This is a genomic window from Dietzia sp. NPDC055340 (assembly GCF_053645335.1).
The window spans coordinates 16,684-30,201 of the sequence record NZ_JBSHML010000013.1 but is presented as its reverse complement, the minus strand read 5'-3'; the positions used below and the strand labels follow the sequence as shown (position 1 = coordinate 30,201).

The window sequence follows — 13,518 nt, the reverse complement described above, 5'->3', positions numbered from 1 at the left end:
GCCGGGGACTTGGGGGGAGCGGGGTCGGTGTACGTAGACTTGGGCGGAACCGTCGGGGGTCGCCCGGGCGGGAATGCCCTGAAGCCGTGAGGGAGCGCCAGCAGGTGGAGAGTTCGTCAACACGTCCGGCACCGACCGGGTCACTCCGCCGCACCGGTGGCCGTAGCGCCGCCGTGGGGCTGGGCCTGCCGGATCCGTCCGCGCCCGGCCCGACCGGCCTACCGATCGACACCGAGCGCATCGGCCCCGTCGAGGAGTGCGGTGTCTTCGGTGTGTGGGCCCCGGGCGAGGACGTCGCCAAGCTCACCTATTACGGCCTGTACGCGCTGCAGCACCGGGGTCAGGAGGCCGCCGGTATCGCCGTGGCCGACGGCGAGCAGGTGCTGGTCTACAAAGATCTCGGCCTGGTCAGCCAGGTGTTCGACGAGAAGACCCTCGAGTCGATGCACGGCCACATCGCGGTGGGCCACTGTCGTTACTCGACGACCGGTGCGGCCACCTGGGACAACGCCCAGCCGATGTTCCGGCCCACGGTCGACGGCGGCTCGGTGGTGCTCGGCCACAACGGCAACCTGGTCAACACCGTCGAACTCAAGCGGCACGCCGAGTCGCTCGGCATCCGTGGTTACTCCGCGGACAGTGCACATTCCGACTCGGACATCGTCACCACACTGCTGGCGCACGAGGCGTACGACGGTGGGCTGGAGGAGGCGGCCGCGCGGCTGCTGCCCCGTCTGCGTGGCGCCTACTGCCTGACGTTCGCCGACGAGCACACCCTGTACGCGGCCCGCGACCCGCACGGTGTGCGGCCGCTGGTGCTCGGCCGGCTGGAGCGCGGCTGGGTGGTGGCATCGGAGACCTCCGCACTGGACATCGTGGGCGCCTCCTTCGTCCGCGACATCGAGCCGGGTGAGCTCATCGCGATCGACGGCGACGGGGTGCGCTCCCGCCGGATCGCCGAGGCCACGCCCAAAACGTGTGTGTTCGAGTACGTGTACCTGGCCCGGCCCGACTCGTGGATCAACGAGCGATCGGTCAACTCGGCGCGGGTGGAGATCGGACGTCGCCTGGCCGCCGAGCACCCGGTCGAGGCCGACCTGGTGATCCCGGTGCCCGAGTCCGGGACGCCGGCCGCGGTCGGATACGCCCAGGGCTCCGGCATCCCGTTCGGGCAGGGTCTGACCAAGAACGCCTACGTCGGGCGCACGTTCATCCAGCCCAGCCAGACCATCCGCCAGCTGGGTATCCGGCTCAAGCTCAACCCTCTGCGCGAGGTGATCCGCGGGCGCAAGCTCGTGGTGGTGGACGACTCGATCGTCCGCGGGAACACGCAGCGCGCGCTGATCCGGATGCTCCGCGAGGCGGGCGCGGCCGAGGTGCACGTGCGGATCGCGTCGCCGCCGGTGCGGTGGCCGTGCTTCTACGGCATCGACTTCGCCAGCCCGGCCGAGCTCATCGCCAACGGGGTGGACGTCACCGACGGCATGCTCGAGGGCGTCCGTCGGGCCATCGGCGCCGACAGCCTCGGCTACGTCTCCGTGGACGGGATGATCGAGGCCAGCGGGCAGCCGCGCGACGAGCTGTGCGCCGCCTGCTTCGACGGCCACTACCCGATCGCGCTGCCGGACGACTCACCCATGAGCGCCGCCGTGCGTGCGCTCGCCGCGGAGGTCGAGGACGAGCCCGAGAGCACGTCCCTGGCCACCGGATCCCCGGCCACCGGGCCCCACGACTTCCGGCTCCCGGCCCCGAACGACAGCCTGGACGTCGTCCGCCGACCCTGACCGGGCACCCGAGAAGGGGCCCACGAGGAGAAACACATGACCGAGAACTCTCACCTCCCCACGGGCGCGTCGTATGCCGCCGCCGGTGTCGACATCGACGCCGGTGAGCGCGCAGTCGAGATGTTCGCTCCCCACGCCAAGCGGGCGACCCGGCCGGAGGTGATGGGTGGTCTCGGAGGTTTCGCGGGGCTGTTCTCGCTGAAGAACACCTACCGTCAGCCGCTGCTGGCCTCCTCCACGGACGGTGTCGGCACCAAGATCGCCGTCGCCCAGGCGATGGACGTCCACAACACCGTCGGTATCGACCTGGTGGCCATGGTCGTGGACGACCTGGTGGTCTGCGGTGCCGAGCCGCTGTTCCTGCAGGACTACATCGCGATCGGCAAGGTCGTGCCCGAGCACGTCGCCGGTATCGTCGAGGGGATCGCCGAGGGCTGTGTCCGCGCCGGCTGCGCCCTGCTGGGTGGCGAGACCGCCGAGCACCCTGGCCTCATGGCCCCGGGCGAGTACGACATCTCGGCCACCGGCGTGGGCATCGTCGAGGCCGACGAGATCCTCCAGGCGGACAACGTCAAGCCCGGCGACGTGATCGTCGGCATGGCCTCGTCGGGGCTGCACTCGAACGGTTACTCGCTGGCCCGCCACGTGCTGCTCGACCTGGCCCGTCTGCCGCTGGAGGGCCACGTCGAGGAGTTCGGCCGCACCCTGGGCGAGGAGCTCCTCGAGCCGACCCGCATCTACGCGCTCGACTGCCTCAGCCTCATCGCGGAGACCGACGTGCGCGTGTTCAGCCACGTCACCGGCGGAGGCCTGGCCGAAAACCTGGCCCGCGTCATGCCGCGCGGGCTCGTCGCCAGCCTCGACCGCGGGCGCTGGCCCGTGCCTCCCGTGTTCGGCACGATCGCCCACCACGGCCGCGTCGAGCAGGCCGAGATGGAGCGCACCTTCAACATGGGCGTCGGCATGGTGGCGGTCCTGCCCGCCGAGGACGTGGACCGCGCACAGGCCGTGCTGACGGCCCGCCACGTGGAGAACTGGGTGATCGGCCACGTCGAGAAGTCCGGTGACGACGCCGACGCCCCGCGCGTCATCCTCGAGGGCTCACACGCCCGCTTCTGACACCACCCGCGCCCGGCCCGGCGGCTCGCTGCCGACGGGGCGCGCACGTGCCCATCAGATTCCGACCCACCCACGCGGGGAGTCGGGGCCTGGTGGGCACGAGTCATTTGGCCGCACCCCGCCCCAGGGGGAGGTGTCTGCCGGGCGCAGACCGGCGGACGCCGGCCACCGCGCCACCGCGCCGGCGCGCGGCACAGCCTGAAGCCCCGCTCCGGGACGGATGAGCGCACGCAGAGGGGCCGGGCATCATTTGCGTGATGCCCGGCCCCTCTGCGTAGTCGAGTGTGCGATCAGTACCTGGAGTCGCTGCCGGACCACGACCCGTATGGGTCGTCGTCCTCCTCCACTCGGGTGGACGACGGTCCTCCCGACAACTCCTGCTGAAGACGTTCAAGATCCGTCTGCGGAGTGTTGTACTTCAGTTCGCGAGCGACCTTGGTCTGCTTCGCCTTCGCGCGGCCTCGGCCCATTGACCTGACCCCCTCGGAAACGGTGCTGGGCCACCTCGGGGGTGCCCATCGCAAGTGTGAGTATCTGCCTGAGCACAGGATAGCGTGCCCGGCGCGGAATGTCCGCCCGGGTGTCGTGGGGTGAGCGAAATCGCGGTCGTCGGGGCCTGCGGCGGGGTCGACCAGGACGAGAAACGGGCGCGACGCGAACGAGAAACCGGCGCCACCCCGAAGAGAAACCGGTGCGGGCCGAACGAGGAGCCGGCGCGGGCCGGACGAGAGACCGATGGGCCCGCCGTCGCGGCCGCACAGGAACGCGGTGGGCGAGCCCGCTAGGTGTACTGACCGCACACGTTAGTTGTCGGCACTCTGCTGACGTCCAAAGTCGGTGACGAGCCACTCTTCGATGGACCCATTGGGAAAGTCACGCGGTTCGTAGCCGACGGGTGCCACTCGGGGCGTTGCGTCCTGGATGCGATCGAGGCGGAACAATCGCCAGTCTTCCCGCTGAGTGTCGTAGGCGATGAGGTACCAGTTGCCGTTCCGGAGGACGTGTCGGTGCGGCTGGACCTGGCGTTCGCTGACACGGCCGTGCTGGTCGGTGTAAGCGAAGCGCAGCTGATGCCCGTCCGCGACCGCTTCCGCCAATACGCCGAGCAAGGGCCAGTCGGCTGGCAGAGCGGCGGGGGTGAGCACCTGAGTCGCCATGGCTGTTGCCGATGCTCGGCGGCGCAAGGTTGGTGGGAGCAGCTGTTCCAGCTTGGCGCGGACGGCTGTCGTGGTGGCGTCCGGGGCTCCCGCTTCTAGGAGGAGCAGCCCGGTGACGAGGGAGCAGACCTCGTCGGGGTCCAATAGCAGGGGTGGGATCTTGATGCTGGGTACCAATCGGTAGCCACCCCCTGGGCCCGGAGCAGACCGGATGTCGTAGCCCAGAGCTCGCAGTCGGGCGATGTCGCGCCGAAGGGTCCGGAGCGCGAGGTCCAAGTGGTCCGCCAGCTCCTCGGCCGACCACGCTCGACGGGTTTGGAGCAGCGACAGTAGCCGAAGTGAACGTGACGAGGGACCCTCCATGCACTCATTGTCGCCCTAGATGCGGACAAAATCGGGCCGCATCTGCGGATAGCGTCGGTGGTCCAGACCTCGTGAAAGGAGACTCGCATGCGAATCGCGGTCACCACCCCGATGGGGAACGTCGGACAACACCTCACAACCATGCTCATTCGAGCGGGCGTGCGCCCATTGCTGCTGGCTCGAAGCCCTGAGAAGATCCCCCAGGCCGTACTCGACTACGCCGATGTAGTGAAGGCGGACTCAACCGACGCCCAACAAGTCACAGCGGCAACCCGTGGAGTGGATGCCATCTATTGGGTCGATCCCAGTGCCGTTTCGATCGATCCGCTCGCGGCCTACGCCGAGGCCACGCGGGCAATCGTGGATGCGGTCACCACCAATGGGATCGGACGTGTGGTCTTCCAGAGCAGCGTCGGTGCCGAGAAACGTCACGGTGTGGGCGAGATCGACGGTCTTGCCGCCACAGAGGTAGCGCTCGATGCCCTCGAGGTGGATGTCACCCACCTGCGGTGTGGCTACTTCTTCACCAACCTTCTCCTGGACGTGGAAGCCGTCCGGCAGGGGTGCCTTCGGACGGTTTTGCCACGAAACCTGCCGCTGAGCTGGGTGGCCCCACGCGACATCGCAGAGGTTGCAGCACTCACGCTTCTCAACCCCCTGTGGCGCGGACACCGAGTACAGGCCCTCCATGGCCCACAGCACCTGTCGTGGAACGAGGTGGCCGACATTCTGAGCAATCAGATCGGCCACCGAGTGCAAGTGGAACGGATCAGCGACAACGAGATGCGTGAGCAGTACCTGGCCGCCGGCATGCCCGCAGAGATGGCCGACGCCATTCTGGGCATGAGCACCGGGCTGCGCGACGACTTCCACCCCGAGCAGCAGCGAACCCCGGTCACCACGACGCCTACAACCCTGGCCAGTTGGATTAACGACGAACTCGTCCCCGCGCTCTGAACGAGCAACAACCAGTCACAGACCCAGGTGGGCGGCCTCGAAGAGGTCGCCCGCCTTCGTATGGAGTACCCATGTCCCACACCAACGCTGCCCTGACTCCCCGACATCGCCTCAAGGTCGCCCAGCTCGTCGTCGAAGAGGGTTGGCCGATCAGCGAGGTCGCCGCCCGATTTCAGGTCTCGTGGCCTACCGTCAAGCGCTGGACCGAGCGCTACCGGACCGGCGAATCCATGGACGACCGCTCGTCACGGCCCCACCACTCGCCGAACAAGACCGACGCGAAAACCACGCGGCGCTGCATCAGCCTGCGCCTACGCCTGCGCGAGGGGCCGGTGCAGTTGGCTTGCCGTCTGGGTATCGCCCCGTCGACGGTTCACCGCATCCTCACCACCGTCCGCTTGCACCGGCTGTCGCACGTCGACCGCGCTACCGGTGAACCGATCCGGCGCTACGAGCACGACCATCCGGGCGCCATGCTCCACGTCGACGTGAAGAAGCTCGGCAACATCCCCGACGGCGGCGGCTGGCGCTATGTCGGCCGCCAACAAGGCGGCAAGAACCGCGCCGCCACACCGGACAAGCCCAGGAACAGGCATCACGACCCACTCATGGGCAAGGCCTTCGTCCACACCGTCATCGACGACTACTCCCGCGTCGCCTACGCCGAGATCCACGACGACGAAACCGCCCTCACCGCCAGCGCCGTCCTCATCCGAGCAGTCGAGTGGTTCAACGACCGCGGCGTCACCGTCGAACGCGTTCTGTCGGACAACGGCGGTGCCTACCGATCACACCTGTGGCGAGACGCCTGCCTCCAGCTCGGGGTGAAGCACAAGCGCACGCGGCCGTATCGACCCCAGACCAACGGGAAGATAGAACGATTCCACCGGACAATGGCTGACGGCTGGGCCTACGCCCGCTGCTACAGCTCCGAGGTAGAGCGACGCGGCGAGCTCGACGGCTGGCTGCACTACTACAACCACCACCGTCCGCACACGGCCTGCGGCACTCAGCCGCCGTACTCACGATTGATCAACGTCCCCGGTCAGTACAGCTAGGCCTGCCCTCGCAGGCGCTTGACGGCTTCGCGGCCGGCCTGGGGCCCGGTGTCCTGGGGGAAGGTGTCCGGGTCGATGGACGCGGCCACGCCGTCGATGTCCAGCTCGGCGTCGGCCGGCACGGCCCGCTTGAGCAGAGCCAGCGCGACCGGGCCGTCCTCGTGGTGCTGGACGACGGTGCCCACACGGCCGACCGGCCGCCCGCCGGCGCGGACCTCGGCGCCGGTCACCACCGAGTCGTCCCCGACGGACCCGTCCAACTGGAGCCGCACGAGCACGCGGGGCGAGCGTCCCAGGTTGTGGACGCGGGAGACGGTCTCCTGGCCGCGGTAGCAGCCCTTGTCCAGGTGGACGGCGCCCTGCTGGGTGACGGCGCCGATCCAGCTGCTGACCTCGTGCGGGATGGTCTTCTCGTCGGTGTCCACGCCGAGCCGCCCCCGTAGCGGGGTGGTGCCCGCAACACGGAGAGCCTCGAAGGCCCACGAGCCCGCGGGCCGGGCCCCGGCGGCCACCGCGGCGTCGAACCATGCGGTCAGCCCCGAGCGGGGGACCACCAGATCGATCGCGCCGTTCAGCGGCCACGGCATCCGGCGGGCGATGCCCCCGCCGGGCAGGGCGACGCTGGCGTAGTCACCGACGGGCAGTGTCACGTCGGTGCCGTCCGCGGCGGTGAGGGCTTCCGGTAGGGATGTGCCGGCCAGGGTCAGCACGGCCATGTCGGCCTCGACGGGCGCGGCGTCGGCCCAGAACACCATCTTGGTGAGGAACTGCAGCAGTGGGCCGCCCCGGCCGCGCTCGGTGTCCACCACCACCGTGCCGTCCACGTCGGACAGCAGGGCGTGGTGCTCGACGCGTCCATTGGCGTCGAGCACCAGCGTCTCGGCCCCCTCGCCGTCGGAGAGTTCGGACACATGCTGCGAGACGAACCCCTCGAGCCAGGTCAGCCGCTCGCCGCCGCTGATCGTCAGCGTGTCGCGATGGGACCTGTCAATGATCACCGCCCCCGCGTCCGCGGCCCGCTGCTCGCCGAGCGGGTCTCCGTAGTGGAAGGGAACTCCGACGTCGGGGGAGGCGCTGTCCGCATCCACCGCCCCGGGTCGGTCCAGAATCGGGCTCCGGTAGTCGCTTTCGATCCGGTCGGGCACAGCAGGGACGTTCACGATCGCGAGTCTACGTACCTCGTCGTATCGTTGCCGCCATGGGCACTGCAGCGGAGAGCACAGCGGATCAGCCGGACACGCGGCGGGTGGTCGTCCTCGTCGCGGGCGGACCGGACGGCAGACGCCCTCGCGTCCACCCATCGGACCAGCCGCTCCTGCTCGCCGACGACCTGGCGGCGGTCCGCGGGGACGGGTGTTTCGAGACGCTGCTGGTGGTGGGTGGTCGCCCGGCCAAACCGGAGCGCCACCTGGCGCGCCTGGGTCGTTCGTCGGCCGCGTTGGGCCTGACCGGGCCCTCCGACAAGGAGTGGCTCGCCGCCATCGACCTGGCCGCGCGCGAGTGGGGCGCGGGGTCGGAGGGGATGCTGCGGTTGGTGCTGTCGCGGGGCCCCGAGCGTGGCGGCGCGGAGACGGCCTACATCACGGTCGCGGCGGTGGGGCCGCAGGCGCGTCGGGCCCGCGCCGAGGGGATCGGCGTGACGGTGCTCAGCCGCGGCTATGCCTCCGACATCGGCGCGAGCGCCCCGTGGATGCTCCTGGGCTCCAAGACGCTGTCCTACGCCGCCAACATGGCGGCCCTGCGGCACGCGGCCGCCAACGGCTTCGAGGACGTGGTCTACGTGTCCTCCGACGGAGAGGTCCTCGAGGGGCCGCGCTCGACGGTGGTGATCGCCCGCGACGGCGAACTGCTCAGCCCGCCGCAGGAGATCGGCATCCTCGAGGGCACGACGCTGGGCGCGATGGCCGAGGTCGCCGGGCGGGAGGGGGTCACCGTCAGGCGCGAGCGGCTCCTGGTCGCCGATCTGCTCGCCGCAGACGCGGTGTGGTTGGTCTCGTCGGTGACGCTGGTGGCACGCGTGCGCCGGATCGACGACGTGGCCCTGCCCACCGCCGACCCCGGGATCGACGTGGCGGGGATGGTGGACCGGGCGGTCGGCCGCGCCTGAACCGACCGGCCCGCACATGGCTCCGGCTCTGCCAGGCCCGCGGTCAGTGACCGCGCAGGCCGGGCAGAGCCGGTATTGCTTGGTGCTCGTGTCAGCCGGCGACGCGGCTCAGGCGAGCCGACAACCGCGGGACGAGGCCTTTCTCGGGGTGGACGCGCTCTTCGACCCACCCGAGGTCCCCGCCCTCGACGATCCCGTAGATGCGCTTGGCGGCGCCCATGCGCGGGCCGGTGGGCGAGGACATGACGACGTCCGTCGACATCTCCCAAGCCGACTGCGTCAGCGGCTTGCCGTAGTACATCTCGATGACGCCGGAGGCGTGGGTCACGAGGAACTCGAGCTGGTCGTCCTCGGAGATCCGCCAGAAACCGGACTCGCGGTAGGCGGCCGCGTCGACGGCGCCGCCCGAGTCGAAGGTCCAGGCGCGCGAGCTCCAGCTCAGGTAGTTCTCGCCGTCGTGCGAGACGATGACCTGCTGGCCGAAGCGGTGCTGGCCGCGGTCGGAGGTGTCCGCCTCGCCCTCGCCCTCCCACACGCCGACGAGCGGGAGCAGGGCGAGAAGACCCGGGTGTAGATCGGGGCCGAAACGCAGGTTCGCCGTGTCCTCGGCGACCGGCAGCTCGGAGAACGGCGCGATGTTGCGGCCGGCGGTCTGCTCGGACCGCTCGACAGCGGCGTCGACGGCGGCGTTTCCGGAACCGGGTACGACCTGCTGGCCCTCACCCTCGTCGGGGGCGGGCGACGTGGGGTCCTCGGCGTTGGTCATGCCGCTGTCCGTCACGACTCGTCGGTGACCGTGCGGTAGACGATGTAGCAGGTGGCCCACAGGATCATCAGCGAGCACAGGACGAGGAGGATTTCGAAGAAGAGCACCATGGCCCAATCCTAACCCCGGGCCCCGCCGGTCGGTGCCGGGGAGTCCCATAGTCCCGCGCGAGGGGGTGAGGGCCCGGCGCCGCCGGGGCGGCTCAGCTCAGCGAGATGCGGGCCTCGATCGCGTGGATGAGGCAGTCCTCGGCGGGCACGGTGAAGTCCTCCCGCACCCGGGCGGTGAGGCCGACCACGGTGACGATGGTGAATTCCGCGTGCACGATCCCCTCACGCCCCGGCGGGTCGACGGTGATCTCGATGTCCCGCAGCTCGCGGATGGTCGAGTACTGCAGATGCAGGTGCAGGTCCCACCGCAGGTGGGTGGCCCCGAAGCCGGTGCGGAGGCCGTTCTCGCGCCGCACGCAGTCCTCGGCGAAAGGGACCCGGAACGCGGCCGCCGGCAGCGTCAGCGCGGTGAGGTACGTCCGGACCGCGGCCTCCCGCTCCTCAGGGGAGTACGGGCCCGGGTGGTCGGGGATCGCGGGGGCGGTACCGCGACGCTGGTCGATGCCCACGAGCACAGCGGAGGCGACTGAGGCACCGACGGCGACAACGGCTGCGCGCCCGGCCATGCCGAGCGACCTGGAGATCAAGGACATGCCCTCGAGCCTAGTCACCCGGACCCACTCGCGGGAGGTCTCGCCGCTGACCGGCGGCGCGGGGGCGTCAGCGCTCGACGGGGACGCCGATGAGCGAGCCGTACTCGACCCAGCTGCCGTCGTAGTTGACGACGTTCTTCTGCCCCAGCAGTTCGTGCAGCACGAACCAGGTGTGGCTCGACCGCTCGCCGATGCGGCAGTATGCCACCACGCGCCGGTCCGGGTCCTCGATCAGGTCGGCGTAGATCTGCCGCAGCTCGGCGTCGGGCCGGAAGGTGCCGTCGCGGGTGACGGCCCGGTTCCACGGGATGCTCACCGCGCCGGGGATGTGCCCGCGCTGACGACCGCCCTCCTGCGGCAGCCCGGCCGGTGCGGAGAGGCGGCCGGTGAACTCGTCGACCGAGCGCACGTCCACCAGCGCGTCGCTGCCGAGCCCGGCCAGGACGTCGTCCCGGAACGCGCGGATCGACAGGTCCTGGGGATCGGCCACGTAGTCGGTGGCGGGCCGCTCCGGGAGCTCGTTCTCCAGCGGGAGGCCCTCGCGCTCCCATTTCATGCGGCCACCGTCGAGCAGTCGCACATCGGCGTGGCCGTAGAGCCGCAGGTACCAGTAGGCGTATGCGGCGAACCAGTTGTGGTTGCCGCCGTAGACCACGATCGTGTGGTCGCGGGAGATGCCGCGCTCGGACATCAGCTCGCCGAAGCGCTCGCGGTCCACCAGGTCGCGTGTGAACTCCTGCTGCAACTCGGTCCGCCAGTTCAGCGCGACGGCGCCGGGGATGTGGCCGTCGGAGTGATAAGCCGCCACGTCCTCGTCGACCTCGAGGAAGACCACCGAGTCGTCGGCCAGGCGCGAGGAGGCCCAGCGGGTGCTGACCAGTACGTCGTCGCGACTCATACGGGCGAGTCTAGAGGTCCCCGCGCACGAGGCCGTCGAGCGGCGGGGTGCCGGGGCCACCGGTGCCGGACGCCGTCAGGGTCCCGGCCTTGACCGTGAGGGTGTCCACCGGGACGCCCAGGGGCAGCAGGTCGGGGGCGAAGGTCAGCGCGACGCTGCGCATCGCGAGCCCGGGGTCCTGGTCGGGGACGCCGCCGGGCCCGGTCGCCGCGGACACGGGGACGAGGTGGGCGCCGGAGGCGTCGACGACGAGGTCGACGAACGCCGAGACCCGTTCGCCCGACTCGATGAGCGTTCCCGTGACGCGGGCCCGGTGTTCGGTCCCGCCGGCGAGGCTGTGGTCGTCGGCGGCCCCGATGAGCACGTCGCGCATCCGCAGGGTCGGCGCGAGGGAGTCTCCGGTGATCTGCACGGAGACCTCCACCGACTCGGCGCTCAGGCCGGTGTCCGCCGATCGGGCGTCGGCGTCGTCGTCATCCCGGTCGTCTCCTCCAGGGCGGTCGGGGTCGGCCGCACCGTTGGTGTCGCCATCCACGTCGGGCACGTGGACATCGGTCGCGACCGCCTCGACGGCCACCGGCCCCAGCCCCGGGCGCTCGACGCCCTCCGCGCGGATCGACACCGAGGACAGCGTGTCCGGGCCTGACCAGCGCGAGAAGGGGCCACCCGTCATCACCGACGGCGGCCCCGCGCCCGGTAGATCGGGGGCGATACGGGCCGAGATCTCCGCCTCGAGACGGGACGCCGAGATCGAGTCGACCGTGAAGGCGCCCCCGGCGAGCACGGCCATGACCGCCAGCGCCGCGACGGCCATGCGAGGGATGCTCATGGGATTCAGGTCTACTCCATTCACGGAAACGCGGGTGTCGCTCGCTAGTATCATCCCGTTCCCCACGCGGAGAGGAAACGACATGGAAGTGGTGCTCCTCAGCGTGGAAGCAGACCCGGACGCCGTCGTGCCGTCGCTGCCCCTGCTGCCGCACACCGTGAGTGTGCTGCCGCCACAGGCCTCGTCGGTGGGCGAGTTGGCCGATGCGGCGCTCGTGTTGGTCGACGCGCGGACCGATCTGGCCGCGTCCCGGGCCCTGTGCAGGCTCCTGGCGGGCACGGGGGAGGTCGCGGTGGTCGCCGTGGTCACCGAGGGCGGTCTGATCGCGGTGAGCGGCGACTGGGGCCTCGACGACATCCTCCTGCCGACCACCGGCCCCGCGGAGGTCGACGCCCGGTTCCGTCTGGCGGCCGCGAGGCACACATCTCCCGACGATGACGGCTCCGGCCTCATCACCGTCGGCGAGCTGGTGATCGACGAGGAGACCTACGTCGCCCGTGTCAAGGGGCGGCCGCTCGACCTCACGTACAAGGAGTTCGAGCTTCTCAAGTTCCTGTGCCAGCGCCCCGGGCGCGTGTTCACCCGGGCGCAGCTTCTCCAGGAGGTCTGGGGCTACGACTTCTTCGGCGGCACCCGCACCGTCGACGTGCACGTGCGGCGGCTACGGGCCAAGCTCGGGCCGGATCACGAGTCCCTCATCGGCACTGTCCGTAACGTCGGGTACAAGGCGGTCCGGCCCACGGACCCCAGGGAAGACGGAGGGGACGCATGATCGTCGAGACGGCACCGGACGCGCTGGACGCCGAGCGGATCGAGGCGGTGGCACGCGCGGCCGAGGTGGCCGACGGCGTGGCGCCGCTCGGGGAACAACCCCTGCGCGCGTTGCACGGTGGTGCCGAGGCCCGCGCGGTGCGGCATCTCGTGGCGCGGGCCGGTGGTGCCGAGGGCGAGCCGGTCGGCTACGCGCAGATCGACGGGACCGGCGACGACGCGACCGTCGAGCTCGTGGTCCATCCCGACCATCGGCGGCAGGGGATCGGCGCGCAGCTCCTGCGCGCCGTCCTCGAACGCGAACCCGCCGCCGCCGTCTGGGCGCACGGCGACCTGCCCTCCGCGGTGGCTCTCGCGGGCTCGGTGGGACTGACACGCACGCGCGAGCTGCTCAAGATGCGGCGACGCGGCTCCGAGGGGCCGGCGCTGCCGGAGCGGCGGGCGGTGGAGGGTATCGAACTCGGCACGCTCGCCGAGGCGGTGTCGGAGGGCGGCGAGCGCTGGCCGGGCATGGACGCCCGTTCCGAGTTCCTGCGCGTCAACAACGCGGCCTTCCACTGGCACCCCGAGCAGGGCGGCTGGACGGCCGCGCAGCTCGACGAGCGGTTGGCCGTGGACTGGGTCGACACGGGGGCGGTGTTCCTCGCGGTCGACACCTCCGGCGGGCCGCGACTGGCCGGGTTCCACTGGACCAAGACCGTCGCCGAGCCCGGTGAACCGGTGGAGGGCGAGGTCTACGTCGTGGCCGTCGACCCCGCGGACCAGGGGCGCGGCCTGGGTGGCGTGCTCACCTCGGTGGGCGTCGAGTACCTGGAGGGGCCCGCCGGTGCGGAGTCCGTCGTCCTCTATGTGGAGGGGGACAACCGTCCGGCGATCCGCACCTACGAGAGGCTCGGGTTCGGGGTCGAACACGTTGATGTGACCTATACCTCCCGTTGATTTCGGCTGGCACTCCGTGAGGGATTCTCAGGAACGCCCCAGGTGGGGGTGCCAGTGGCGGTCGCCT

General features: G+C 70.6%; 14 protein-coding genes and 1 pseudogene. 7 read left to right on the top strand and 8 right to left on the bottom strand.

Features of this window, described 5'->3' with window-relative positions:
* Positions 1 to 104: 104 nt before the first annotated feature.
* Together purF and purM are read left to right on the top strand one after the other, a co-directional pair.
* Positions 105 to 1,784: an amidophosphoribosyltransferase gene (gene purF / locus ACWIFB_RS11065; RefSeq protein ID WP_452100908.1), complete on the top strand. Its 1,680-nt coding sequence runs from the start codon at positions 105 to 107 to the stop codon at positions 1,782 to 1,784.
* Positions 1,785 to 1,820: 36 nt separating this feature from the next.
* On the top strand, positions 1,821 to 2,903 hold the full coding sequence (gene purM / locus ACWIFB_RS11060; protein WP_230931498.1) for a phosphoribosylformylglycinamidine cyclo-ligase: 1,083 nt from the start codon (positions 1,821 to 1,823) through the stop codon (positions 2,901 to 2,903).
* A gap of 290 nt (positions 2,904 to 3,193) precedes the next feature.
* Here the strand turns inward: purM and ACWIFB_RS11055 are convergent, their stop codons facing one another.
* From ACWIFB_RS11055 to ACWIFB_RS11045, 3 genes and pseudogenes are all read right to left on the bottom strand, one after another.
* On the bottom strand, positions 3,194 to 3,373 hold the full coding sequence (locus tag ACWIFB_RS11055; protein ID WP_452100889.1) for a DUF3073 domain-containing protein: 180 nt from the start codon (positions 3,371 to 3,373) through the stop codon (positions 3,194 to 3,196).
* A 333-nt stretch (positions 3,374 to 3,706) separates the two neighbouring features.
* Positions 3,707 to 4,060, bottom strand: a complete 354-nt coding sequence (locus tag ACWIFB_RS11050) for a helix-turn-helix transcriptional regulator (RefSeq protein ID WP_454058317.1) — start codon at positions 4,058 to 4,060, stop codon at positions 3,707 to 3,709.
* 189 nt (positions 4,061 to 4,249) lie between these two features.
* Positions 4,250 to 4,423: pseudogene (locus tag ACWIFB_RS11045) on the bottom strand (helix-turn-helix domain-containing protein); the annotation flags it as partial.
* Positions 4,424 to 4,510: 87 nt separating this feature from the next.
* Here ACWIFB_RS11045 and ACWIFB_RS11040 point away from each other — a divergent pair.
* Positions 4,511 to 5,380, top strand: coding sequence for an NAD(P)H-binding protein (locus ACWIFB_RS11040; protein ID WP_454058264.1), 870 nt, complete (start codon positions 4,511 to 4,513; stop codon positions 5,378 to 5,380).
* A 71-nt stretch (positions 5,381 to 5,451) separates the two neighbouring features.
* Complete coding sequence (locus ACWIFB_RS11035; RefSeq protein ID WP_454058263.1) at positions 5,452 to 6,438, top strand: IS481 family transposase; 987 nt, start codon at positions 5,452 to 5,454, stop codon at positions 6,436 to 6,438.
* On the opposite strand, the gene ygfZ is transcribed toward ACWIFB_RS11035, so the two are convergent.
* Positions 6,435 to 7,598, bottom strand: a complete 1,164-nt coding sequence (gene ygfZ / locus ACWIFB_RS11030; RefSeq protein ID WP_452100890.1) for a CAF17-like 4Fe-4S cluster assembly/insertion protein YgfZ — start codon at positions 7,596 to 7,598, stop codon at positions 6,435 to 6,437. The two genes, ACWIFB_RS11035 and ygfZ, sit on opposite strands and share 4 nt — an antisense overlap.
* A 38-nt stretch (positions 7,599 to 7,636) precedes the next feature.
* On the opposite strand from ygfZ, the gene ACWIFB_RS11025 reads away from it, so the two are divergent.
* Entirely contained in the window at positions 7,637 to 8,545 is a 909-nt protein-coding gene (locus ACWIFB_RS11025; protein ID WP_452100891.1) for an aminodeoxychorismate lyase, read from the top strand.
* Positions 8,546 to 8,636: 91 nt separating this feature from the next.
* On the opposite strand, the gene ACWIFB_RS11020 is transcribed toward ACWIFB_RS11025, so the two are convergent.
* The 4 genes from ACWIFB_RS11020 to ACWIFB_RS11005 all read right to left on the bottom strand — a co-directional run bounded on the left by ACWIFB_RS11020 (position 8,637) and on the right by ACWIFB_RS11005 (position 11,741).
* Positions 8,637 to 9,311, bottom strand: coding sequence for an FABP family protein (locus ACWIFB_RS11020; protein ID WP_452100892.1), 675 nt, complete (start codon positions 9,309 to 9,311; stop codon positions 8,637 to 8,639).
* A 202-nt stretch (positions 9,312 to 9,513) separates the two neighbouring features.
* Positions 9,514 to 10,014, bottom strand: coding sequence for a hypothetical protein (locus tag ACWIFB_RS11015; RefSeq protein WP_452100893.1), 501 nt, complete (start codon positions 10,012 to 10,014; stop codon positions 9,514 to 9,516).
* Positions 10,015 to 10,081: 67 nt separating this feature from the next.
* Positions 10,082 to 10,912: a sulfurtransferase gene (locus tag ACWIFB_RS11010; RefSeq protein WP_452100894.1), complete on the bottom strand. Its 831-nt coding sequence runs from the start codon at positions 10,910 to 10,912 to the stop codon at positions 10,082 to 10,084.
* A gap of 10 nt (positions 10,913 to 10,922) precedes the next feature.
* The gene (locus tag ACWIFB_RS11005; RefSeq protein WP_454058262.1) at positions 10,923 to 11,741 is read right to left on the bottom strand and encodes a DUF2993 domain-containing protein; all 819 of its coding nucleotides are present in this window, start codon (positions 11,739 to 11,741) and stop codon (positions 10,923 to 10,925) included.
* A gap of 82 nt (positions 11,742 to 11,823) precedes the next feature.
* Between ACWIFB_RS11005 and ACWIFB_RS11000 the strand changes: the two genes are divergently transcribed.
* Entirely contained in the window at positions 11,824 to 12,513 is a 690-nt protein-coding gene (locus ACWIFB_RS11000) for a winged helix-turn-helix domain-containing protein (RefSeq protein ID WP_452100896.1), read from the top strand.
* Positions 12,510 to 13,451 carry a mycothiol synthase gene (gene mshD / locus ACWIFB_RS10995; protein ID WP_452100897.1) on the top strand — a complete coding sequence of 314 codons (942 nt, stop codon included), beginning with the start codon at positions 12,510 to 12,512 and terminating at the stop codon, positions 13,449 to 13,451. Before ACWIFB_RS11000 ends, mshD begins: the two co-directional genes overlap by 4 nt.
* Positions 13,452 to 13,518 lie beyond the last annotated feature (67 nt).